We start from the raw sequence: 23,065 nt of genomic DNA, 5'->3' as shown, positions 1-23,065 counted from the left end.
TCCTATGGATGACTTCTTCGAACGCCTCTTTCACGCCGCGCCGCTGCCCATGCTGGTCATCAACGCGACGGACCTTTGCGTCGTCCGGATCAACGACCGGGCGCGGGAGATGCTCGCCCTCAGCCAGGGCGACTTCTTCACGCAGTGCGTCTGCCCGGCGCACGAACACCGGTGCGCGCTGCTCACGCGGCGTTTCGTCGCGCCCAGGGAGCGGTTCAACTCGTTTCTCAACACCACCGGGGGAATCCGGCTGGTCGAGGTCCGGGCAAGCGCCCTCATGATTGAAGACCGCAGGCACGTCCATCTGTGCCTGTCGGACATCACCGCCTCGCGCGTCGCCCTGCGGCGCCTGAAGGACTCTTTCCGAGAATCCCAGGGACTGCTGGCGGCTGCGGCCCTCATCCTGATCAGCCTGGACTCCGAAGGCAAGGTGACCAACTGGAACTCCCAGGCGGAAGCGGCCTTCAATATAAGCAGCAGGGAAGCCCAGGGCGTGCACCTGTCCTGCCTGCCTCTTGGCTGGGACGCCCAGGCGCTGGACCAGGCGATCGACGCGAGCCGCGAAGAGGGGAACGTCAGCCGCCTGAACGATTTCCGTTACGCCCGCCCGGACGGCAAGGTGGGCTTCCTCAAGATACTCTGCCGCTCCATGCCGCTGCACGCGGTGAGCCCGCCGCCCGTGCTGGTCATCATGGAGGACGTCACCCAGCACAAGATCCTGGAAAGCCAGCTGCTCCAGGCCCAGAAGCTCGAATCCATCGGCCAGCTGGCCTCGGGCATCGCCCACGAGATCAACACCCCCATCCAGTACGTCAGCGGCAACCTGAGCTTCCTGAAGGACGCCTTCGCGCGCATCCACGACGTGCTCGTGCGCTACAACCACGCCGCGAACCTGCTCTCCAGGGACGCCACCGTCCCTGACGCCTGCCGGGAACTTCTACCAACTCCCGAAGAATTGGACGAGTTGAAGGACCTGCTGGCGGAAGTGCCCGGCTCCATCGACGACTCCCTGGACGGCGTGGACCGCGTGGCCAACATCGTGGGGGCCATGAAGCGCTTCTCCCACCCGGACCTTACGGCCAAGCATCTGGTGGATGTGAACAAGGCCGTGGAATCCATCCTGACCATCACCCGCAACGAATGGAAATACAACGCCGACCTCTCCCTGGAACTGGACCCGTCCAGGCCCATGATCTTCTGCGTTCCCGGCGATTTCAACCAGGCGGTGCTGAACGTGGTGGTCAACGCCGCACACGCCATGAGCGAAAAGTACCGCGGCCAAAACCAGCGCGGCGTGTTGTCCGTTCGCACATCCACCGAGGGCCGCACCGTGGCCGTGTCGGTCTCGGACACCGGCGGCGGCATCCCGGAGGACATCCGCACCCGCATCTTCGACCCCTTCTTCACCACCAAGGAGGTCGGAAAGGGCACGGGGCAGGGCCTGGCCATCGTCCATTCGGTGCTTGCCCGGCACAACGGCACGGTCGAATTCGAAACCGTTCCGGGCGTGGGGACCACCTTCACCCTGCGGTTCCCGGCCGGAGAGGAGATCGAGCCATGAAAAAGCGCATCCTGTTCGTGGACGACGATCCCCAACTGCTGACTGCCCTCAAGCGCATGCTCTGGAACAGGCGGGAGTCCTGGGACATGAATTTCGTGACGTCCGGCGACGCCGCCTTGGAACTGCTGGCCGAACAGCACCACGACGTCATCGTGGCCGACATGCGCATGCCGGGCATGGACGGGCGGCGGCTCCTGCGCACCGTGCGCAAGCACTATCCCTGGATGATTCGCCTGGTGCTCTCGGGCGACTCGGACCTGCACCACATCATGCGCACCATTCCGGAATCGCACCAGTTTTTCACCAAACCCGTGTCCGCCCAGCAGCTGGCCCAGGTGATCGAGCGGGGCTGCCGCCTGCGCGACATGATCCTCTCCGAGCACATGCGCCGCATCATCGGACAGATTGACGCCCTGCCCGCCCTGCCCGACGTCTACGCCCGGCTCACCCGGATGCTGGAGGACGAGAACGCCCCCATGGAGGCGGTCACCGCCGTGATCGCCAAGGACGTGGCCTTGACCGCAGACATCCTCAAGCTGGTGAACTCCTCGTTTTTCGGCCCGCGCATCCGCGTTCGCGGGCTGGATCAGGCCGTCACCCTGCTGGGATTCAAGACCATCAGGGGGCTGGTCCTGGGCGTGCAGCTGTTTTCGGTGTTCGACACCAGGAGGATCCCCGACTTTTCCTTCCCCAAACTCTGGGAGCACAGCCTGAACACGGGCAAGCTGGCTCGGCGCATCGCCCTGCTGGAAGGCCTGAGCCCCGAAGCCCAGGACGACTGCTTCATCGCCGGGATGCTGCACGACCTGGGGAAATTCGTCCTGGCCGACAAGCTCCCTGACCAGTACCGGACCCTGGTGGCGAGCTCCCGGCGCGACAACCTCCCCATTTTCGAAACGGAGAGCAGCCAGCTTGGCGTGGGGCACGCCCAGGTCGGGGCTTACCTGCTGGGCCTGTGGGGCATCTCCGACGCCGTCCTTGAGGCCGTGGCCTTCCACCACATCCCCTCGGCCCTGGGCCTGACCGCCATGTCCACGGTCACGGCGGTTCACGCGGCCAACGTGTTCGAGCACGAGTTCGTGGTCATCAACCCCTCCTACGCCCCCCACAAGATGGACCTGGCCCACCTGGAACAGACGGGGCTGTCCGGCAGGCTCGAAACCTGGAGGCAGGCATGCCTCGAGGCATTGGAAAGCGGAGACGGCGCATGAAGATACTGTTCGTTGACGACGACGCCAGGGTTCTGGAGATGCTCAGGCGAAACCTGAGCCACCGCTTCGACGTGGAAATCCAGAGCGATCCCGTCGAAGCCCTGGCCCTGGTGCGCCAGGGAAACTTCGCGGTGGTGGTGGCGGACCTGCGCATGCCCGGCATGGACGGGTTCGCGTTCCTGGCCAAGGTGGAAGAGGCCAGCCCCCTGACCGTAAAGATCATGCTCACGGGCCATGCCGACATGGAATCTGCCATCGCCGGGGTCAACGAGGGGCACCTCTTCCGCTTCCTGACCAAGCCATGCTCCCAGGACACGCTGGTCAAGAGCCTGGACGCCGCCCTGGAGCAGTACCGGCTGGTCACTGCGGAAAAGGAGCTCCTGCGCGGCACGCTGCAAGGCTGCATCAAGGTGCTCACGGAGATTCTCGGGCAGGTGAACCCTGAAGCTTTCGGCCGCTCGGAGCGCATCAAGCGCCACGTCAAGAACATGGTCGCCCGGCTGAAGGTGAAGGACCCCTGGAAATTCGAGCTGGCGGCCATGCTCTCCCAGATCGGCTGCATCTTCATCCCCGAGGACATCGTCAGCAAGAACCGCTGCGCTGGCGGACTCACCCCGGAGGAGTCCCAGATCTACAACATGCACCCCACGGTGGGCGCGCAGCTGCTCTCCAGCATCCCGCGCCTGGAGGACGTGCGCGAGATGATCGTGCACCAGGAGGACTCCCTGGCCGACCACCCCGACCAGCCGCGCGGGGCGCGCATCCTGAAAATCTGCCTGGCATTCGACAACCTGGAGGGGTGCCTGGGCAACAAGCTGGACGCCATCGGCAAGATGAAACAGGCCGAGGGCGTCTACGACATCCACATGCTGGATATTTTCGAGCGCTACGTCCTGGCGGACACGGGTGTGCGGCCCAGGGACATCCGGCTGGTGGAACTGAAGGAAGGCATGATCCTGGGCGAGGACCTCATGAGCGAGGCCGGGGCGATGCTCCTGGCCAAGGGGCTTGAGGTCAACAGCTACAGCCTGATGCGCCTGCACAACGTGGCCAAGGCCCAGAAGGTGGTACAGCCCTTCCGGGTGCTGGTGCCGCTGGAGGAATAACGCGACTTGCGCGCGGAAATTTAAAAGGCGGACGCCCAGATGGACGTCCGCCTTGATTTGTTGTGACAGTACGCGAGGTCTACAGCGCCGCGTCCAGCACCATGTTGTCGCGGTGCACGGCCTCGGGGTACGGAGCCTGGCCCAGTACCTGCTCGATCTTGGCGGATTTCAGGCCCATGATCTTCTTCATCTCGGCGCAGTCGTAGTTGGCCAGGCCAACCCCTACGGTCTGGCCCTGGAAGTCAAGAATCCGCACGATCGCGCCCTTCTCGAATTCTCCCTCAACGCGCACGATGCCCGCAGGCAGCAGGCTCTTGCCGCCCTGGCGAAGCGCCTGGGCCGCGCCGGTGTCGATCCACAGCTCGCCCTTGGGCTCCGAGGTGTAGGCCAGCCAGAACTTGCGGCGCGAGATGGCGCGGGCGTCGGCGGGAACCCAGGTGCCCAGGTCCTCCCCGGCGAACACGCGGCTCATGCGGTCGTGTTCGCGCCCGGACACGATGAGCGTGGGCACGCCCAGCTGGGCCGCGCGCCGGGCCGCCAGCAGCTTGGAGTGCATGCCGCCGGTGCCGCTCACGGTCTTCCCCCGGCACATGGTCTCCAGATCCAGGCTGCCGATGCCTTCCAGGCAGGGGTGGCAGGACGCGCCGGGGTTTTCTTCAGGATTTTCGGTGTACACGCCCTTGGCCGAGGTCAGGTTCACGAACAGGTCCGCACCCACCACGCCAACCAGCAGCGAGGAGAGGCAGTCGTTGTCGCCGTAGACCAGCTCCTGCACGGCCACGGTGTCGTTCTCGTTGACCACGGGCAGGCAATGCCAGCTGAGCAGCGTGCGCAGGGTGTTGCGCACGTTCAGGTAGCGCTCGCGCCCTTCCAGGTCGTCGCGGGTGAGCAGCAGCTGCGCGGTGACGATGCCGTAGTCGCCGAAGGCCTGGTCGTAGGCGTGCATCAGGCGGCTCTGCCCGATGGCCGAGGCCGCCTGCCGGTCGGGCAGGCCGTCCAGGTCGTTCTGGCGGATCACGGCGCGCCCGGCAGCCACGGCCCCGCTGGTGACCAGCAGGACTTCGCGGCCCTGCTTGACGAGCGCGGCGATGTCCTTGGCGAGGCTCTTCACCACGTTCTGATCCAGGCCGCTGCCGGTGGTCAAAACCGCGCTGCCGACCTTGACGACTATACGTTTGGCCTTATCCAGGACCTCTGTCTTCTTGATTTTCCAGTCTTCCATGGCAGTCCGTTGAGAAAGTTGATTCTTGGAGATAGTTGATTCTTGCAGCCTGTAATAAAAAAACGCTGGCAAGGCGCGTAAAGAGTCAAGCCCGAGGTGTATTCGGCAAACGCGGGGGGTCGGCTTTTCCCGTGCGACGCAGCCGGCAGGATTTTTTCAACAGGCTGCTGCGGGGTCTTTTCAGGAGCCCAGGTCCACCAGCGCCCCGATGTCCACTTCCGGGGGACGGCGCAGCATCGTCGACTGTCTGAAACCCAGATCCGCCTGGCGCGCGGCGAAGCCGCGCATGGAGCTGCCCTCGGCCAGCGCCAGATCCTGGGCCACCAGACTGCGGACCTTCAGTATGATCGGCATCCCGGAATTGTCGTCAGGGATGCCTGTGGAACCCCAGCCATCCAGCATTTTTTTCCCCGTTGCGGGTCAGGCCTGATTATTGCTGACACCGCTTGCCATTCTAGCCTTTTTCGCGGCATTTGACTACCAGGACTTCGCCTGACGAGAACTCAAGCAGCACGGGAGACGCATCATGTCCGCAAAGCAGCAAAACCCCAGGGAGCCCGGCTATTTCGCCGTGTCGCCCCTGATGCTCTTCCCCAAAGCCTTCGGACGGTTCAAGGTGTTCATCCGCCAGGCGGGACGGCTGGTGCTCTACGCGTCTGAAAACGAGGTCTACACCCGCGAGCACCTCGCCAGGCTGCATGAGAACGGCGTCACCGAAGTCTTCGTGCAAACAAGCGACCGAGAACGCTTCGACCGCTACCTGGAGCACAACCTCGCCCAATATCTGCTGAACGACCGCGTGCCGATAGAAGCCCGCGCCAGAATTTTCCATACCGCCGCCCGGTCCATGGTGCGCGAACTCTACGGCAAGAAACTCCCGGCCAAGCTCCTCAAGCGGGCGCAGTTCGCGCGCATCGCCGCCTTCGTGGAGAAAACCCTGGCCTTCCTGGCGCGGGGCGAATCGCTCAAGCAGCTGGCCTCGCTCATGGCCCACGACTTCAAGACCTACGACCACAGCCTCCAGGTGTTCGTCTTCGCCACCACCCTCATGAACACCTACTCCCTGCCCGAGGACGAGATGGTGCAGATCGGCGTGGGGGCCGTGCTGCACGACCTGGGCAAGCTCGGCATCGACGCCGCCATCCTCGAAAAGCCCGGACCGCTCACCGCCGAGGAGACGCTTATCGTGCGCACCCACCCGGCCAGGGGCGTGGCGCTCTGCTCGGGGCTCAACCTCTCGCTGACGGCCATGCAGTGCATCCTGTTCCACCACGAGCGCGCCGACGGCTCCGGCTACCCCGGCGGCGTGGGGAGCGGCGAAATTCCGCTGGCGGCCATGGCGGTCGGGCTGGTAGACGTCTTCGCGGCCCTGACCACGGCCAGGCCCTATGCGTCGGCGGTGTCGCCTTTCGAGGCCCTGCGCGTCATGCGCGACATGAAAGGATCCTTCGACACCGAGTTGTTCAAACGGTTCGTGATGGTGCTCTCAGGAGCGGAGATAGTCTGATGTTTTTCCAGTCTTTCGGGCCCCGGCCCAAATCGCCGGAGTGCCCCGCCTGCGGTGGACGCGTCGCCCCGGCGCGCCTCTGAACGCAGGCAGGCGTGCGGTGCAGGTCCTGCGGCCGCTTTTTTCCCCTGAATCAATTCACAGACATGCTCGACGACGACTGGGAGGCGTTCTACGCCAGCATCCCCATGGATCGCCTGTAAGATAAGAATGCCTCCGGCGGCCCAGAGGAGAACTTTTTGAAAAAAGTTCTCCTCCGGGACCTCCTCTCAAAAACTTTCAGTGGGCTTCGCATCCCAGCGCGGCAGGCTGTCGCTTCGAGTGCTCAAAGCTTTCTTGGACGCTTGCGGTCGCAGTTTTGATGCTTGAGGCCGGAACTCGCGTTTTGAGGCTCAAAGTCAGCGTGTCGGGCTTAAAGTCTGAAGCCTGAATTGTGAGGCTCGCGCCATACGGCTCAATTTGTGAGGCTCAAGTTGTTAGCCTTGAAGTGTGTGGCTCGAGTTGCATGGTTCGAATTGTAAGTCTCAAGCTGTGAGGCTGAACGCAGGCGGGCTGGGGGTTGGGGGTGTAACGGACGCGGCCTGGGCGGCGGGCGACGAATCGTCTTCAAATCGGTTCGAGCCCGCCGCCCAGGCCGCGAACGGAACATCCCCCAACTCACAGCCCGCCACCCGTCGCTCCTCCAGCCATCAGCCCCGAACGCCCGGCGGCGGATCGTCGTCGGGCGGGATGAACTGTTCGCGCTTGCCGGGCGCGTAGCTCCGCGCCTCGGGCAGCGCCCTGATGATGGCCTGGATGCGCGCCTGTCCCACCGGATGCGTTGATAAAAACGCCGGAAGTTTCGCTCCCCCCGCCCGGCTCATGTTCTGCCAGAAGCTGACCGCGGCCTCGGGGTCGTACCCGGCCTTTGCCATGAGGATGAGCCCGATGCGGTCGGCCTCCAGTTCCTGAGAGCGGCTGTGCGGCAAGGCATACCCCACCTGCGCGCCGATGCCGTACACGCGGGCGAAGGCCTGCCCCATCACCGGCGACTGCATGTCCAGCACCGTGGCCACGGCCACGCCGGGCAGGGCCACGGCCATCTGCTGGCTCATGCGCTCGGCCCCGTGCCGGGCCAGGGCGTGGGCCACCTCATGCCCGATCACGGCGGCCAGCTGGTCATCGTTGCGGGCGTACTTGAATATCCCCGAATAGACGAAGATGATGCCGCCCGGCAGACAGAAGGCGTTGGGTTCGGCCTTGTCGATCACGTGGAATTCCCAGCGGGCTCCGGGCATGTTGGCCACGGCGGCGATGTTTCGCCCCACCCGGTTGACTGCGGCGTTCATCACGGGATCGCGCGAGATTTTTTCCGTCTGCATCACCTGTCGCGCGGCCTGCTGGCCGAGCGCCAGCTCTTCCTTCTGGCCCAGAAAATTCATCTGGCTGCGCCCGGTGTAGGGGACGGTGGAACAGGCTGCGGCCAGAATCACGGCGGCGGCTATCAAGATGGCGGGCAGGTTTCGGCGTATCATGCAGAACCTCTCGTGGCGGCCCTTGTCATGCACGAAGGGCGTACCGTGGTGCAATCCACAGATAAGCGATGGGCGTATTGGGTCAAGGGGCCGGTGGCGCGCGGGCCGGACGGGTTGCATTCCCGGCTGAGCCCGACGCGCCGTGAATGCCCGCCGCCCCCTGTGAACAAATATTCCATACCGCACCAGCGAGATTTAACCAATCAAGCCTATTTTGCAATCGCGACGACTCTATGCATGTCATGGTGGACTTGATGTTCGCCCATAGGCGCGCGCAAGAGCGGATGCCATAGTCCCCAGTACTTTTGGATGCGCGGTATCGCACACGAGCCTTTGCCTGAAAGACAATTCTGTACGCACCCGTTTACCGAGAACAGCCCCGCTTGACGGAATGGACCTTTGCAGCCATATTCCAAAAAACAACAAGGCGGTCCTCACAATGAAGCGAGCCATCCCCCAGTCGCCGGTCAAGGGTTTCACCGCAGAGTCTGTCCTGTCGCGGATCATGAGCGCCACGGGCATCCGCTCTCAGTCCGAGCTGGCCAGAGTCCTGGGGATAGGCCGACAGGCCGTCACGGACGCCAAGAAGCGCTCGCACATCCCGGCGGACTGGTATCTGTACCTGTGCCGCAAGTACGGCCTGAATCCCCAGTGGCTGGAATCGGGCATGGGCCCCATGTACATCGCGGGGCAGGACGCCACGCAGTCCTCGCGCGACCATACGGTGCCCGGCTCGCACCCGGACGAATTTTCGTACGTCCCCAAGGTTCGCGCCCGCCTGTCCGCCGGGGGCGGCAGCCTGGTGGTGGACGAGGCCATCGACTCCTACTACGCCTTCCGCCACGCCTGGCTGCGCCGCAAGGGCCAGATCAGCCAGATGCGCCTGATGCGCGTCTCGGGCGACTCCATGGAACCCACTCTTCGCGACGAGGACGTGGTGCTGATCGACCTGTCCCAGACCGAAATCTACACGGGAAAGATCTACGCCGTGGGCATCGACGAGGAGATCGTGGTCAAGCGCCTGGACAAGAAGCCCGGCCAGCTGGTGCTGGTGAGCGACAACCGCCAGTTCTACCCGGCGCTTGAGGTCACCATGGACGAGGGCGCGAGCGTGCGCGTGCTGGGCAGGGTGATCTGGATGGCACGCGAGGTTTTCTAGCCCTTCATCACGGCTCCGTGCACATTTCTTCGGGCCGGGATCAGACGCATCGTCTGGTCCCGGCCCTTTTTTTGACTATTCCAGTCACGTGTCCCAGAAGGACGCCCGCCGCGCCCCCCCTTCGTAACACCCTGTTCATTTGCCCTGGACCCGCGAAACGCGTAATGGGCCGCACATGGACCGCTCCAGGCCCGTATACGCATGGGCCATGTACGATTTCGCCAACTCCGCCTACGTCACCACGGTGGCCACGGCCCTGTTGCCTGCCTATTTCGCGGCTGTGGTCGCGCCGGACGGACTGCGCCTGGGCCAGACCTCGATCCCGGCGGTGAGCCTCTGGGGCTACGCCGTCAGCCTCGCCGCCGCGCTGGTCTTCGTCATGGCCCCGGTGCTGGGCTCCGTGGCCGACCGGGGCGGGCTGCGCAGACGCTTCCTTATACTCTCCTGCGTGACGGGCAGCGTCGCCGCCATGCTTACGGGCCTGTGCGGCCCTGGCGACATTGCGCTCACGCTGGGGCTTTTCATCTGCGCCCACACCGCCTTCAACGCAGGCAACACCTTCTACGACGCCTTCCTGCCGGACATCGCCCCGCCGGACCAGCGCGACCGCGTCTCCAGCCTGGGCTACGCCTTCGGGTACGCGGGCGGCGGGTTGCAGCTGGCCCTGGCCCTTGCTCTGGTGGAGGGGCACGGCTTTCTCGGCCTGGACAAGGGCCAGGCCGTCCGGCTGGGCATGGCCCTGGCCGGGGCATGGTGGCTGGGATTCGCGCTGATAACCTTCAGGGGCCTGCCGGAACCGGCAGGCACGGACCTCACGCGCCCGTCCTGGCCCCGCATGGCCGCCGACGGATTCCGTGGCGCCTGGGCCGCGCTTCGCATGGTCATGGCCCGGCCCAATCTGTTCCAGTTCCTGATTGCCTATCTGTTTTACAACGACGGCGTGCAGACGGTCATCAGCATGGCCACCATCTACGGCCAGCAGGAGATCGGCCTGTCCGAGGGCGTGCTGGTGCTGACGCTTCTGGGCATCCAGGCCGTGGCCCTGGTCGGGGCGGTCCTGTTCGCCCGGCTGGCCGGACGCTTCGGCACGAAACCGGCGCTCATGCTCTCCCTTGTGGGGTGGATAGGCATTGCGGTGTATGGGTTCAGCATCAAGACTGCGCAGGAATATTTCGCGCTGGGCGTGGGCGTCGGGCTGGTGCTGGGGGGATCGCAGGCCTTGTCACGCTCGCTGTTCAGCCAGCTGGTTCCGCCCGGCGCACCAGCAGTATTTTTCGGTTTCTTTTCCGTGCTCACAAAACTATCCGCCGTGCTCGGCCCGCTGGTGTTCGCGGTGGTGCGCCAGACCACCGGCTCGGCCCGGCCCGCCGTCCTGGCTCTGGTGCTCTTCTTTATTGTAGGGCTTGCGCTATTGATGCGCGTGCGAACCGGAGAAGCCCATGCATAGATTCATTGTGGCCATTGCTTTGTGCCTGCTCGCGCTGACGGCGCATCCTGCCTGGGCGGGCGTGACCGGCGCCAGGGTCGTGTCCATCGGCGAGATGGACAAGGGCGCCCCGGCTGGCGGCGACCAGATCGGCATCGAAGGCAGGCCGGGGATCCGCTTCGGCATGGAGCTGGTTCCTGAAGGGACCCCGCAGGGCGGGCCGGTGGTGCTGGAAGCCCGCCTCAAGCGGCCAGACGACCCGGCAGACAGCCCGCCCATGCGCTGGCTGGTGGCCGCGCGCATCGGCATCCCGGTCATGAGCGCCTGGGAATTCGCTTACGACTGGGAAGTGGAGCCGGGCCTGTGGACCATGACCGTCTCGTATGAAGACGCGGTGCTGGCCACGGCCAGCTTCATGGTGGTGCAGCCGGACCCGCAGTCTCAGGCCCAGGCGTCGTCCAAGCCGGTTGATACGCGCCAGGACAAAAAAGCGTCCGACACCACACCGGCAAAATCACAAACGGCCCCCCCCGCTCCGTTGCCCAAGTCCGGCGATGCCAAGGCGTCCACAGGCAAACAGTCCGAAGCGCAGAAGCCCGAGTCGTCCAAGTCGAATACGGCAAAGACCGAGGCGCTCAAACCGGAATCGGCGAAACCGGAGACGGGCAAGCCCGAAGCATCCAGGCAGGACACTGCAAAGCCGGACACGCAAAAGCCCGCAGCCCAAAGGCAGGATGCCAGCCCTCCTGCGCCCCAGAAGCAGCCGGAATCGAACAAAACCGTCGCGCCACCGCAGAAGGATCGACCGGTCAAGCCGCTGGCCGACGTCCAGGGGCAAAGCCAGGGCCAGGGCAGCTCCACGGATTTGCCGGGCTCTTCCGGGAAACGCGTGCAGGTTCTGGTGGCCGGAGTCTACTCGGAAGAAGCCCGCGCCCTGTGGGTGGCGGCGTTTCTCAAGAAAAGCGGGGTGAAGGCTTGCGTGCGCGCGGAAGATCGGGGCGGGAAGAAACGCTGGAGCCTGGTGGCCGGATGGCGCGACACCCCGGAAGAAGCCCGGCGCGCCAAGGAGGAGCTGACGCCCACCGTGGGGGAGATCGTCATCGTCCCCATGAGTGCGGCGGACCTGGAGAAAGGGTTGCAGTGCCGCTAATCTCGCGTTTGCGAAAAACATGAACATGTTTATTCGCAAACAAAAATAATTGTTCTCTTGGTTTGGGCTTGTAAAATGTTTGAACGCATCTTGAGAACGCCACACGAACGGTGCGGCCCGGCGACTGGATCCCCCGCGAGCTGCTCCCCCCAATCAAGACGACAAGAAAACCAGTGGTTTTATTATTGAAACACAGAGTCATGTGAGACTCATGCAAAATTCCTCGCCAGCCGTTACACAAACAAAAGGGCGAGTCGATAACAGCATGGGATAATTTCGGATTCCAAAGGGCGCAGCCCTTTGGCCGCCGGAGGCGTTCACCTCCTGCGAATTTTGCAAGTATCTCTTTTATTTCAAAACAGCGGCGCAGAGACGAATCAGCGACCGGTGCGCCCCTGGCGGAGCTTCTCGGCCACGGTCATCACGGCCAGCGAATACAGATCCGAGTGGTTGTAGGCGTAGATCACGGTGCGCTGCTGATCATAGTTCATGGCCGGTTTCCAGCCATGTCCCACCAAATAGTTGGCGATGCTTGGTATGGCGTCCTGCGGACCGAACAGGTCCACTTCCTTGTCGCCGTCCCCGTCCACGCCGAAACGCAGGGCGTTGGTGGGCATGAACTGGCAGATGCCGATGGCCCCGTAGATGGAACCGGGGATCAGCAGGGGGTTCTTGCCCGAGGCCCTGGCGTGCAGGATGAGGGCCTTCAGCTCCTGGTAGGCCCATTCGGCGCGGTCCTTGGCGCTTACGTCGGCGTAGGCGGCGCGGTCCGCGTTCTGCCCCACGGTGGTCAGGTACGGGCGGATGGAGGCCAGGGAGTCGCTGGCCGCCATGCTGGCCAGCACCTGGAAGGCCTCATCCTTGCCCAGGAACGTGCCGAGCTTGGTCTCCACCAGAAGAAGCGCCACGATCACGTCCTGCGGGACTCCGTAGGCGGCCTCGGCTTTCTGCAGCGCGGCCTGGTTGGCCCTGGCGTAATCGCCCGCCCAGGCCAGCACCCACGGCTTCAGGTAGTGGCCGTAGCTGCTCTGCTGAAGGGTGCGCTTGGTGGGGGCCGGCTGGGGATCGAAGCGCTTGCGCACGATGCGGTCCACTTTGTGGGCCATGATGGACGCATCGAAAGTGACCGAGGGGTCGCTGAAGTAGGAATCGACGGCGTCGCGCGGGATGCCTTCCCGGACCAGGCGTTCGGCCACGGGCTGCCACACGGGGTCCATGGTCCGCGAACCATCCGGCCCGATATTCTGGCCGGTCTGCGACGTCTTGCGGACGGCCGCCTCGGAGGCGGCACCCCGGGTGGTGCTGCGCTCGCCGTCCCAGACCAGCGCCAGGCCAGCTGCCAGCACGGCTGCGATGATGATGTGTCGTGCTCTCATGCGGGGGCACTATGGCCCAGCCTTTCCAACCTGTCCAGACGGGTTTTTCGGGCAGGATTATCATGGGGTTGCAGGGCATGCCCCGGCCCAGGTTTTCTTCAGGGCTCCCCCTTGCCGCAGGAGCGCCCCGGCACTATCATCGAAGGCGTATGCAGCACTCCAGTTCCCATGGCCCAAGCCGCCGCCGTGCCGCCCCGCACCTCCTGGGACTCCTGGCCCTTTTGATGCTTTCGGGCTGCGCCATCACCGAGCCGGTGGTGCCGGACAGGCCCCAGAAAAAGGCCTCCGTCACCCAGGCCGCCCGCTCGCAGATAGGCGTTCCCTACCGCAGCGGCGGAGACAACCCCTCAAGCGGGTTCGACTGCTCCGGGCTGGTGCAGTGGTGTTACGCCACCCAGGGGTTCAAGCTGCCCCGGCGCACTGAGGATCAGCTGCGCGTGGGCGTGCCCGTGGAAAAGGAAGAGCTGATCTCCGGCGACCTGGTGTTCTTCAACGTGAGCCGCAAGCGCTGGGGCCTGCACGTGGGCGTGTATTCAGGGGGCGGGCGCTTCATCCACAGCCCCACGCCAGGATCGCGAGTGCGCGAGGAGAGCCTTTACGAGCGCTACTGGGTGCGCAGCTACATCGGCGCGCGCCGCATAATAAAACCCGCGCCGCCGCAATAACAAAAGCCCGGACGAACCGGGCGTTCTGCCGATCCGTCCAGGCCCGCACCTGTCTCTTGTAAGAATTTCCCCTTACACGAGCGCCTTGGCCGCCGCGAGGGCCGCGTCGTAGTTGGGCTCGTTGGTGGCCTCGGGGACGATCTCCATGTATTTCACCGCGCCGTCCTTGCCCACCACGAACACCGAGCGCGCCAGGAGCCTCAGCTCCTTGATGAGCACGCCGTAATTGATGCCGAACGACGCGTCGCGATGGTCGGACAGGGTGGTGATGCGGTCGATGCCCGCAGCCGCGCACCAGCGCTTCTGGGCAAAGGGCAGGTCCATGCTGATGGTCAGGATGTGGACGTTCTCGCCCAGCTTGGAGGCCTCGGAGTTGAAGCGGCGCGTCTCCACGTCGCACACCGGGGTGTCCAGGGAGGGCACGGCCGCGATGATCAGCACCTTGCCCGCGTAGTCGGCAGGGGTTTTGGGATTCAGGTCGTTATCCAGGGCCACGAAATCCGGAGCCTTCTGGCCCACGGTGACGGCGTTGCCCAGAAGGGTCATGGCGTTTCCGAATACGGTGACGATTCCTTTTCTTTCGCTCATGGCGATCTCCTTTCTTGGAAGCTGGAGAATGCCTTAACGCATTCGCGGCTTTTCGTCATGCCCTTTCGGTAAGTTTCCCTCGCCCGGAAAGTTTGACATTCAAATTAAATCCCCTTATTACTTTGAACACCAAGCTACTTGAACATCAAGGCATAGGGGATTTCATGCATCACGACACCCACGCCCACAAACACGGCCCGGACTGCTGCGGGCATGACCACGGGCATTCACACGTCCATGAGCACGGCCACGCCCACGGCGAACGCGGAGCGCGCCTGGTGTTCTGGCTGACCATCGTCACCATGGCCGCCGAGATCCTGGCGGGCTGGGCCTACGGCTCCATGGCGCTTTTGGCCGACGGCTGGCACATGGCCAGCCATGCAGGGGCCATGGCCGTGGCCTGGTTCGCCTACGTCTTCGCCCGCCGCCACGCCGACAACCCGGATTTCGTGTTCGGTTCCGGCAAGGTGAACGCCCTGGCCGGGTTCGGCTCCTCCATAGGCCTTGGGCTGGTGGCCATCCTCATGGCTGTTGAATCCTGCCTGCGCCTCGTCTCTCCGGTTGCCATCGAATTCACCCAGGCTACGGTGGTGGCGGTGCTTGGCCTTCTGGTCAACGTGGCCAGCGCGTGGTTCCTGCGCGACGAGGACCACTCCCACTCCCACGACCACAACCTTAAGGCCGCCTACCTGCACGTCATCGCCGACGCGCTGACCTCGGTGCTGGCCATCGTGGCGCTTCTGGGCGGACGCTATTACGGCTACGTCTGGCTGGACCCGGTCATGGGCCTGGCCGGTGCGCTGGTTGTGGGCCGCTGGGCCTACGGCCTTTTGAAGGAGACCGGCAAGACGCTCCTGGACCATACCGTGGAGCGCTCCCTGCTGGCGGAGCTTCGCGGACGCGTGGAGGGCCGGGGCGTGTCGGTTCGCAGCATGAGCGTATGGAGCGTGGGGCCGCGCCGCATGGCCATGCAGTTGGTCATTGAGGATGAGTCGCCCCGTCCGCCCGAGCACTACAAATCCCTTCTGACCGGAATCGATGGCCTGGAGCGCATCACTGTGGAAGTCCATCCCTGCCCCTGCCCCATGGAGTCGAACACCTGATTGCCAAGCCTTGCGGCAATGGCTACTAAGGGCGGATGGCAGACATAGAGGGCCTCTCCGCCCTGATCATCGAGTTCTACGAGAAACTCTCCTCCTGGGAGCACGCCGTCGTGCGGGGAAGCTCCCTCACGCTTCCCCAGATGCACACCCTGGAGATCCTCGGCCAGCACACGTCCTTGCGCATGAAGGAGCTGGCCGCCAGGATGGGCGTGACCACCGGGACCCTCACGGTCACCGTGGACCGCCTGGAGAAACGCGGCCTGGTGGCCCGGGTGCCCCACGAATCCGACCGGCGCTCGGTGTTGGTGGAGCTTACGGACCGGGGCCGCACCCTGTTCGAGGAGCACCACCGCCTTCACCTGGGCCTGACCGGCGAACTGGCCGCCGCCCTCGGAGACGAGGAGGCAGCGGCCTTTGCCGCCACCCTGCGCAAACTGACCCAGGCCTTCTGACGGATCAACGCGTGGGCAAGATACTCATCATAGACGACGACCTCCCCATCCGCGACGCCCTGGCGCGCGTGGTGGAGCGCCTGGGGCACGATTCCGAATCCGCTGCATCCCTGGCCGAGGGCGTGGCCAAGGCCCGTGCCGGGGATTTCGACGTGGTGCTCCTGGACGTACGCCTGCCCGACGGCAACGGCCTGGACGTCATCGGCGACCTGCAAGGAGCCGCCAGCCGCCCCGAGGTCATCGTCATCACCGGCTGGGGCGATCCGGACGGCGCAGAGGCCGCCATGCGCCGGGGGGCCTGGGACTACATCGAGAAGCCCCCCACCCTGCACTCCATGACCGGCCCGCTTCTTTCGGCCATGGCCTACCGCGACGCGCGCCCCCAGCCTTCCATCGAAACCTTCGTATGGGACGGCATCCCCGGCGGACACCCAAGCCGCGCCGCAAGCCTGGAGCAGGCCGCCCGCGCCGCCCGCAGCGACGCCAACATCCTGCTCACCGGCGAGACCGGCACCGGCAAGGAGCTCTTCTCCCGGGCCATCCACAACAACTCCCGCCGGAAACTCGCCCCCTTCGTGGCCGTGGACTGCGCCGCCCTGCCCGCCACCATCGCGGAGAGCCTGCTGTTCGGCAACGAGCGCGGCGCGTACACCGGCGCGGACCGGCCCCGCGAGGGCCTCATCCTGCAAGCCCACGGCGGAACGCTGTTCCTGGATGAGGTGGGCGAGCTGCCCCTGAGCGTCCAGAAAACCTTCCTGCGCACCCTCCAGGAGCGCAGGGTCCGGCCCGTTGGCGGCAAGACCGAACGCACCTGTGATTTCCGGCTGGTGGCGGCCACGCACCGAAACCTCGACCACATGGCCCAGGCAGGGCTCTTTCGCGAGGACCTGCTGTTTCGCCTGCGCGGCATGGTGATAAACCTGCCGCCGCTGCGCGAACACCCCGAGGACGTGCTTGCTTTCGCCCGCCACTTCCTGGCGGTGTCCTGCACCCGGCAGGAAGCCCTCCCCAAACGCATGACCGCGCAGGTGGAAGCCGCCCTGACCGCCTACAGCTGGCCGGGCAACATCCGCGAGATGCAGAACGTGATGGAAGGGATGGTGGCCCTGGCCCTGGAGGAACCGGAGCTGCACTCTGTGCACCTGCCCGTGCACATCAGGGTGCAGGTGGCCAGGGGGCAGGTGCGCGAAAAAGATTCGCCCGCCGAGATGCTCTCCGTGCCTGGGGAAGCGCGAAAGCCCCTGCCTGCGCTCAAGGTCTACCGCCAGGCCATGGACAGATTGTATCTGGAACAGCTGCTGGATCAGTCCGAGGGGAAATCCGGCGAGGCCTGCCGCATCTCCGGCATGTCGCGCTCGCGGTTGTACGCGCTGCTTAAGGAGCACGGCTTGAAGCTTTTGTCGTAATGTTCTCTGGTATCGAGAGTGAGCAGTGGGATCAGCCTCCGGCGGCCAAAGAGCTGCGCCCTTTGGAATCCGCAATAGGGGAGCGCCTTTTCGAGAAGATATTTCGTTCGGGGGCAGTCGGCGGGGAGTCTGGCGTGATGTCGGACCGGAATATTCGTCGAAAAATCAGTCCTGCCTGATCAGGCCGGGATGAGCTCCCGGTACATTTTCTCCACCCCGTCCAACATGATATCCGGTGCGAAACGCTCCCGCGCGGCCAGCAGCCCGTTATCGGACATGGTCCGGTAGCGCTCCTCGTCCGAGTCGATCTCCAGGAAGGCCAGGGCCAGCGCGCCGGAATCGCCCGGCGGAACGGTAAGCCCGGTGACGCCGCGCCGGTTCACCCAGGGAACGCCCGACCCCTCGATGCGCGTGGACACCACCGGCCGCCCGGAGGCCATGGCCTCCAGCTGCACCATCCCGTACATCTCCGCCCGCGTGACCGAGGGCAGGCAGAACACCCGGCAGAAGTGATAGTGCGCGGAGATTTCTTCCTGAGGGATTCGCCCCAGGAGTTCGGCCTTGCCCGTGAGCCCAAGCTGGTTGATCATGGCCCGCAGTTCGTTTTCCAACGGTCCCGTGCCGCCGATCAACACCACCCAGTCGTCCGGCAACTGCTTCGCCGCGTTGAGAAGAACGTCGAATCCCTTGTAGGAAATGAGCCGGCCCAGGGCGAACACGGCTTTTTTGCCGGGGTGACGCTCGCGAAGGCGCGACAGCGCGTTCTGGTCCACGCGCTCGGGCTCGAAGGGAGCCGGATCCAGGCAGAAGGGCACGATGTGGGATTTTCCCCGGAAAACCCGGGCGTACTCGGAGGCCTCCACGTGGGCCGGGGTGGCCCCGACGACGGCGTCGGCCCGACTGGCCAGCCAGTTCCCCAAGAGCAGGCGGTAGGCCTGGTTGAAGCGCTTCTGGCGGATCACGTCGCTGTGCCAGTGCAGCACGATTTTGGCCTTGGGTCGGATCAGGCGCAGGGCCAGGGCGGCCATGGGGTTCGGGCAGTGCACGTGCAGGATGTCGTGATTTGGGGCCATCCGGGCCAGCAGCCGGACGAAATCAGGCGACAGCGGCGTGGACGCCGCCACCAGGGGCGTGGCCGCGCGCGTCACCGAGTAGCCTTCCCAGCGTTCCTCCAGCCGTGGCCCGCCGGGATTGAAGCACAGCACGTCGCTCACCACGCCGCGCCGGGTCATGCCGTGGGCCAGCTCGTAGGTGACGGTCTCCACCCCGCCGGTGTACGGGGGAAAATACTTGCCCAGGTGCAGGACGCGCATCAGACTGCGCACCCTGCAAGGCCTGCCCGGCTAGCCTCGCAATCCCGCCCGGCAGAAAGAACCCCGCAACGCCAGCTCACGCGCGCCCCTGCAAACGCTCCAGCGTGGAGACCACCGTGCGCCGCAGTTGCTCCACCCGGCGCAACGTGAAGTCGGAAACCGGCGCGTCGGCCAGATTCTTCACCAGCCAGAGCGTCCCCAGATGCCCGCCGCTCTTGTCCATGAGTGGCAGCTCGATCTTCAAAAGCGAGCGCTGCGACAGATATTCGCGCTTGTCGCGGTCCAGGTCCTCGCGGGTCCACTCGTAGCAGGAGTTCAGGCGACAGGCTTCGCCGGATAGCGGCACGTGGGCGGCGTTTTGCCCGGCCAGGGTCATCTCGCCCAGATCGAACTCCAGCTGGCCCAGAGCCTCGCAGACGTTCACCCACATGGCTTCCAGGTCTTCCGACTGGGAAATCTCGATCTGAAGATTCAGGAATGTCCGCCTGCCGTGGCTGACCCCGGCTTCGTCCGAGATGTCGCGGATCCAGCCCACCACCTTGTCCAGGGCGAAGAAGCTGAAATACCCGGCCTTGCGCACAAACAAGATCAGCGCCCCGCCCAGCAGCAGGATGAAAAGCCCGGCAGGCACGTCGCGCATGTTCACGATGAGAACGGACATCACCGCCAAAAAGGCCGTAACCCCGTACAGGAACACCACGGTCTTGCGCTGGGACCACCCCTTGGCCAGCAGGTTGTGGTGCACGTGCTCGCGGTCCGGCTCGAACATCTTCTTGCCGCGCACGAAGCGCCGAAGCGGCGAGGTGATGGTGTCCAGAAGCGGCACGCCAAACGCCAGGATGGGCATGAGGATGGTGGCGCCCACCTGAGACTTGGCCGAAGACAGAATCGAAAGGGCCGCCACCATGTAGCCGAGGAAATAACTGCCCCCGTCGCCCAGAAAAATGGACGCCGGGTTGAAATTGTAGCGCAAAAAACCCAGGGACGCCCCGCCCAGGGCCGCGAAATACATGGCAGGCAGGGCCTCGGCGCGCATGGTTGCCAGCACCGCCTGCACGGCGCACACGAAAAAGGCCACGCCTGCGGCCAGACCGTCCAGCCCGTCGATCAGGTTGATGGCGTTTATGAACAGCACGAACCAGAACACGGTGAGCAAGTAGGACAGAAAATCAAAATTCACGCTGATCAGGCTGCCCAGCGTGAAGGACTCGATTTTCACCCCGTAGAAGAAGCAGATGCTGGCCGCTGCCACCTGGGCCGCGAACTTGAGCTTGGCGGGCAGGGGTTTGCGGTCGTCCCAGAGGCCGACCAGGAAGATGAACAGCCCCCCGCCCAGCACCGGCCAGATGCGCGCGTCGTCGAACAGCCGCCCCGCCTGGGGAAGCTTCACGGCCCAGGCCAGCGCGGCGGCCACGCAGAACGCCGCCACCAGGGCCAGCCCGCCGCAACGCGGGATGGGGTGGGTGTGGATCTTTCGCCCCTGGGGCGCGTCCATGAAGCCGAAGGCCCGCCCGAAGCGCGCGGCCAGGGGAGTCGCGACCAGGGCCGTGGCCAGCCCCAGGGCGAAGACGCCCGCAACCCACCAGTACATCAGAAAGCCCGCCTCACGAACGTGTAGAGGGATTTGAGCAGGCTCATCACGCCCTTGCGCCGGGCCATCTCAATGATGATGGAGATGCTCTGGCGGGGCTCGAACAGATACTTGAGCACCTTCTTGCGGGCCACGCGGCGCGAGAAAATGGCGCACCAGGCGTCGATCTCCTGATTGCTCAGACCCGGATAGCTGATGATGGAGTCACCCATGCCGTCGAAATTGCCAAGATCCGTGGTGGTCAGGTAGCCGTTCTTCATGGCCCACTCGTACATGGGCGTGCCGGGATAGGGCACGGCCTTGGAGACCTGGGCCGTATCGACCTCGATCTCTTCCATGTAGGCCATGGTCTTTTTTATCGTCTCCACGGTCTCGCCGGGCAGGCCCAGGCAGAAGGTGGCGTGGGTGCGGATGCTCAGCTCCTTGCACCAGCGGGCCACCTGCTTGGCCTTTTCCAGGTCCAGGGGCTTGCCGATGGCCTTGAGGATGGTCTGGTCGGCGGATTCCACGCCGAACTTCATGCCGATGCAACCGGCCTTGGCCATGGCCTCGAGCATCTCGCGGTCCACGAACATGGCGTCGCCCATCACGGTCCAGGGCACGGTAAGGCCCCGGCGCATGATCTCGGCGCAGATGTCCATGACGTGCTTCTTCTTCACCACGAAGCTCTGGTCGTCGAAATAGAACTGGCGCGCCCCGAACTTCTGCTGGCAGTACTGCATCTCGTCCACCACCGACGCGGCAGAGCGCGAACGGTACTTGGGCGAGGCGTACATGACGTGACGCTCCTGGCAGTACACGCAGCCGCAGGGACAGCCCCGGCTGGAGAGTATGTTGATGCACGGGCTGTACAGGGTGAAGTCGGGGTAGATGGTGGCCGGGAAATCCTCGCGGTCCGGAAAGGGCAGCTCGTCGAGGCTGGCCAGCAGGGGCCGGGGGGCGTTCTCCACCACCTGGCCGGAGGCGTCGCGCCAAGTGACGCCGAGGACGTCCTCCAGGGGCGTTTCATCCATGAGGGCGAGCGCCAGGTCGCGAACAGCCATCTCGTATTCGCCGCGCACCGCGAAATCCAGGCAGGCGTTGTCCTGGATGAGTGACTTGTGGGTCACGGTGGCGTAGTTGCCGCACACGACGATCCTGCACTTCGTGGCAGCCTTGACCTTGGTCATGAACTCCAGGTCCTCGCCAAGCGTGAGCGAGGCGAGTTCCACCACCAGCAGGTCGGGCTTTCTGGAGACGATCTCGCCCAGAAGCTCGTCGCCGGTCATGTCCAGCACCACGCCGTCCAGGCCCTGCACGTGGGCTTTGGTGTCGCGCTTCAAAAGCGCCGAGGTGTAGGCCAGCCAGAAGGGGAAGGGATAGTAATCCACGGAGCGCGAGCGTCCGATGGTCATGGGCCAGCGCGACCCGGCCTTGATGTAATGCTTCACGGAACCGTCGGATTCGACCTTGACGCCGGCCAGATTGGCCACGAGAATATTCATAGGGTACTTTACGGGAGTTTCGGGTTGGGACGATTTTGGGTTGCCATGGGCGTACGCCCTGGATATGCACAACGGCCAGCCGCTTCTACCCCAAAAAAACGCGAACGCCAATGCGCCAAAGTCCGCTCATTTTACACGACGCCTTCGCCTTCCCCGGCGGCGGGGAGAAGGTCGCCCAGTCCCTGGCCGAGCTTACCGGGGGCATCCTCTGGACCGCGCAGTTCAACCAGGCCGCGTTTCCTCCGGATTTCTTCGCCATGCGCCCGCCCATGGACATGCGCGCCCGGGAGAAATACCCCGACCTGGCCCGCCTTTCCGAGACGGCCTGCTTCTGGAAGTGCTTCGCGCAATTCCCGCGCTCCAACCCGCCCTACACCATCTTCAGCGGGTCATTGGCCCCCATGGCCCATGAGCGGGTCACGGGCAAGAAAATACTCTACTGCCACACCCCGCCGCGCATCCTCTACGACCAGCGCGACTACTACCTCTCCGGCCAGCCAGCCGCGAAACGCCCGGCCTACAAGGCCTTCCTCTGGACCTTCGAGCGCGCCTACGCCAAGGCGGCCCGCTCCATGGACCTCATCGTGTCCAACTCCCAGAACGTGGCCCACCGCCTGGGGCGCTACCTGCAACTGGACTCCGAGATCGTGCCCCCGCCGGTTCGCACCCAGGACTTCACCTGGCTCGGCCAGGAGGATTTCTATCTTTCCACTGCGCGCGTGGACCGGCTCAAGCGAGTGGAGACCATCGTGGAAGCCTTTCTCGCCATGCCGGACAAACGGCTGGTGGTGGTCTCGGGCGGCAGCGAGCTGGAACGGGTGCGGGCCATGGCCGCCAACGCGCCAAACATCGAAGTGCGCGGCTGGGTGAGCGCCCAGGACCTCCGGCAACTTACCGGCAAGTGTCTGGCAACCGTCTACATCCCGCGCGACGAGGATTTCGGCATTTCCCCGGTGGAGTCCATGGCCGCCGGGAAACCGGTCATCGGCGTGGCCGAGGGCGGGCTTCTTGAAACGGTTCAAGAACATAAGACCGGTATCTTGATACAGGCCAGCCCCCGCCCGGAACACGTTGTCCAGGCCGTTTCCGCCATGACGCCGGAACTGGCCCTGTCCATGCGCGCGGCCTGCGAGGCCCGCGCCGCCAAATTCGACGAATCGGCCTTCAGGGCGAAAATGCAGCGCCTGATCGACGGGGTGCTGCGTTGAGTCCGGACAAGTCCGGCCTGCCA

At 64.7% G+C, this 23,065-nt stretch carries 21 protein-coding genes; 13 read left to right on the top strand and 8 right to left on the bottom strand.

Features of this window, described 5'->3' with window-relative positions; translation table 11 throughout:
• The first annotated feature begins 4 nt into the window (after nt 1-4).
• Genes G453_RS26825 through G453_RS0120130 form a run of 3 tightly spaced genes read left to right on the top strand, consistent with a single transcriptional unit; the run spans nt 5 to nt 3,878 of the window.
• Entirely contained in the window at nt 5-1,561 is a 1,557-nt protein-coding gene (locus tag G453_RS26825; RefSeq protein WP_051272678.1) for an ATP-binding protein, read from the top strand.
• Complete coding sequence (locus G453_RS0120135; RefSeq protein WP_027192478.1) at nt 1,558-2,772, top strand: response regulator; 1,215 nt, start codon at nt 1,558-1,560, stop codon at nt 2,770-2,772. The genes G453_RS26825 and G453_RS0120135 overlap by 4 nt, the downstream gene beginning before the upstream one ends.
• Entirely contained in the window at nt 2,769-3,878 is a 1,110-nt protein-coding gene (locus G453_RS0120130) for an HD domain-containing phosphohydrolase (RefSeq protein ID WP_043646513.1), read from the top strand. The genes G453_RS0120135 and G453_RS0120130 overlap by 4 nt, the downstream gene beginning before the upstream one ends.
• A gap of 79 nt (nt 3,879-3,957) precedes the next feature.
• On the opposite strand, the gene proB is transcribed toward G453_RS0120130, so the two are convergent.
• Together proB and G453_RS0120120 are read right to left on the bottom strand one after the other, a co-directional pair.
• A complete protein-coding gene (proB, locus tag G453_RS0120125) occupies nt 3,958-5,100 on the bottom strand; it encodes a glutamate 5-kinase (protein ID WP_027192476.1) in 1,143 nt (380 codons plus the stop codon).
• A 180-nt stretch (nt 5,101-5,280) separates the two neighbouring features.
• Entirely contained in the window at nt 5,281-5,454 is a 174-nt protein-coding gene (locus G453_RS0120120; protein WP_156921027.1) for a hypothetical protein, read from the bottom strand.
• Between the two features lie 172 nt (nt 5,455-5,626).
• Between G453_RS0120120 and G453_RS0120115 the strand changes: the two genes are divergently transcribed.
• Nucleotides 5,627-6,607, top strand: a complete 981-nt coding sequence (locus tag G453_RS0120115) for an HD-GYP domain-containing protein (protein WP_027192474.1) — start codon at nt 5,627-5,629, stop codon at nt 6,605-6,607.
• Between the two features lie 95 nt (nt 6,608-6,702).
• Nucleotides 6,703-6,810, top strand: coding sequence for a dual CXXC motif small (seleno)protein (locus G453_RS29210; RefSeq protein ID WP_407635558.1), 108 nt, complete (start codon nt 6,703-6,705; stop codon nt 6,808-6,810).
• 486 nt (nt 6,811-7,296) lie between these two features.
• On the opposite strand, the gene G453_RS25530 is transcribed toward G453_RS29210, so the two are convergent.
• The gene (locus G453_RS25530) at nt 7,297-8,121 is read right to left on the bottom strand and encodes a M48 family metallopeptidase (protein WP_051272677.1); all 825 of its coding nucleotides are present in this window, start codon (nt 8,119-8,121) and stop codon (nt 7,297-7,299) included.
• A 439-nt stretch (nt 8,122-8,560) separates the two neighbouring features.
• Here G453_RS25530 and G453_RS0120100 point away from each other — a divergent pair, with 439 nt between their 5' ends.
• From G453_RS0120100 to G453_RS0120090, 3 genes are all read left to right on the top strand, one after another.
• Complete coding sequence (locus G453_RS0120100) at nt 8,561-9,280, top strand: LexA family transcriptional regulator (RefSeq protein WP_051272676.1); 720 nt, start codon at nt 8,561-8,563, stop codon at nt 9,278-9,280.
• Nucleotides 9,281-9,455: 175 nt separating this feature from the next.
• A complete protein-coding gene (locus G453_RS0120095) occupies nt 9,456-10,727 on the top strand; it encodes an MFS transporter (RefSeq protein WP_027192472.1) in 1,272 nt (423 codons plus the stop codon).
• On the top strand, nt 10,720-11,856 hold the full coding sequence (locus G453_RS0120090) for a DUF3859 domain-containing protein (protein WP_027192471.1): 1,137 nt from the start codon (nt 10,720-10,722) through the stop codon (nt 11,854-11,856). The genes G453_RS0120095 and G453_RS0120090 overlap by 8 nt, the downstream gene beginning before the upstream one ends.
• Nucleotides 11,857-12,233: 377 nt before the next feature.
• Here the strand turns inward: G453_RS0120090 and G453_RS25525 are convergent, their stop codons facing one another.
• On the bottom strand, nt 12,234-13,232 hold the full coding sequence (locus G453_RS25525; RefSeq protein ID WP_051272675.1) for a lytic murein transglycosylase: 999 nt from the start codon (nt 13,230-13,232) through the stop codon (nt 12,234-12,236).
• Between the two features lie 149 nt (nt 13,233-13,381).
• Between G453_RS25525 and G453_RS25520 the strand changes: the two genes are divergently transcribed.
• On the top strand, nt 13,382-13,897 hold the full coding sequence (locus tag G453_RS25520; protein WP_051272674.1) for a C40 family peptidase: 516 nt from the start codon (nt 13,382-13,384) through the stop codon (nt 13,895-13,897).
• Between the two features lie 72 nt (nt 13,898-13,969).
• Here the strand turns inward: G453_RS25520 and tpx are convergent, their stop codons facing one another.
• The gene (tpx, locus tag G453_RS0120075) at nt 13,970-14,485 is read right to left on the bottom strand and encodes a thiol peroxidase (RefSeq protein WP_027192470.1); all 516 of its coding nucleotides are present in this window, start codon (nt 14,483-14,485) and stop codon (nt 13,970-13,972) included.
• Between the two features lie 164 nt (nt 14,486-14,649).
• Here tpx and G453_RS25515 point away from each other — a divergent pair, with 164 nt between their 5' ends.
• The 3 genes from G453_RS25515 to G453_RS0120060 are packed head-to-tail and all read left to right on the top strand — an operon-like array spanning nt 14,650 to nt 17,446.
• Nucleotides 14,650-15,588, top strand: coding sequence for a cation diffusion facilitator family transporter (locus G453_RS25515; protein WP_051272673.1), 939 nt, complete (start codon nt 14,650-14,652; stop codon nt 15,586-15,588).
• A 35-nt stretch (nt 15,589-15,623) separates the two neighbouring features.
• The gene (locus G453_RS0120065; protein WP_027192469.1) at nt 15,624-16,040 is read left to right on the top strand and encodes a MarR family winged helix-turn-helix transcriptional regulator; all 417 of its coding nucleotides are present in this window, start codon (nt 15,624-15,626) and stop codon (nt 16,038-16,040) included.
• A gap of 11 nt (nt 16,041-16,051) precedes the next feature.
• Nucleotides 16,052-17,446, top strand: a complete 1,395-nt coding sequence (locus G453_RS0120060) for a sigma-54-dependent transcriptional regulator (protein WP_027192468.1) — start codon at nt 16,052-16,054, stop codon at nt 17,444-17,446.
• 179 nt (nt 17,447-17,625) lie between these two features.
• Here the strand turns inward: G453_RS0120060 and G453_RS0120050 are convergent, their stop codons facing one another.
• From G453_RS0120050 to G453_RS0120040, 3 genes are all read right to left on the bottom strand, one after another.
• Nucleotides 17,626-18,759 carry a glycosyltransferase gene (locus G453_RS0120050; RefSeq protein ID WP_027192466.1) on the bottom strand — a complete coding sequence of 378 codons (1,134 nt, stop codon included), beginning with the start codon at nt 18,757-18,759 and terminating at the stop codon, nt 17,626-17,628.
• Between the two features lie 76 nt (nt 18,760-18,835).
• Nucleotides 18,836-20,350: a glycosyltransferase family 4 protein gene (locus G453_RS0120045; RefSeq protein WP_027192465.1), complete on the bottom strand. Its 1,515-nt coding sequence runs from the start codon at nt 20,348-20,350 to the stop codon at nt 18,836-18,838.
• The gene (locus G453_RS0120040) at nt 20,350-21,834 is read right to left on the bottom strand and encodes a B12-binding domain-containing radical SAM protein (RefSeq protein ID WP_084502607.1); all 1,485 of its coding nucleotides are present in this window, start codon (nt 21,832-21,834) and stop codon (nt 20,350-20,352) included. The genes G453_RS0120045 and G453_RS0120040 overlap by 1 nt, the downstream gene beginning before the upstream one ends.
• A gap of 110 nt (nt 21,835-21,944) precedes the next feature.
• Here G453_RS0120040 and G453_RS0120035 point away from each other — a divergent pair, with 110 nt between their 5' ends.
• Nucleotides 21,945-23,042: a glycosyltransferase gene (locus G453_RS0120035; protein ID WP_027192463.1), complete on the top strand. Its 1,098-nt coding sequence runs from the start codon at nt 21,945-21,947 to the stop codon at nt 23,040-23,042.
• Nucleotides 23,043-23,065: the final 23 nt, after the last annotated feature.

The sequence above is a fragment of the Fundidesulfovibrio putealis DSM 16056 genome, assembly GCF_000429325.1.
GTDB lineage: Bacteria > Desulfobacterota > Desulfovibrionia > Desulfovibrionales > Desulfovibrionaceae > Fundidesulfovibrio > Fundidesulfovibrio putealis.
This window is presented reverse-complemented; position numbering and strand designations above follow the sequence as displayed.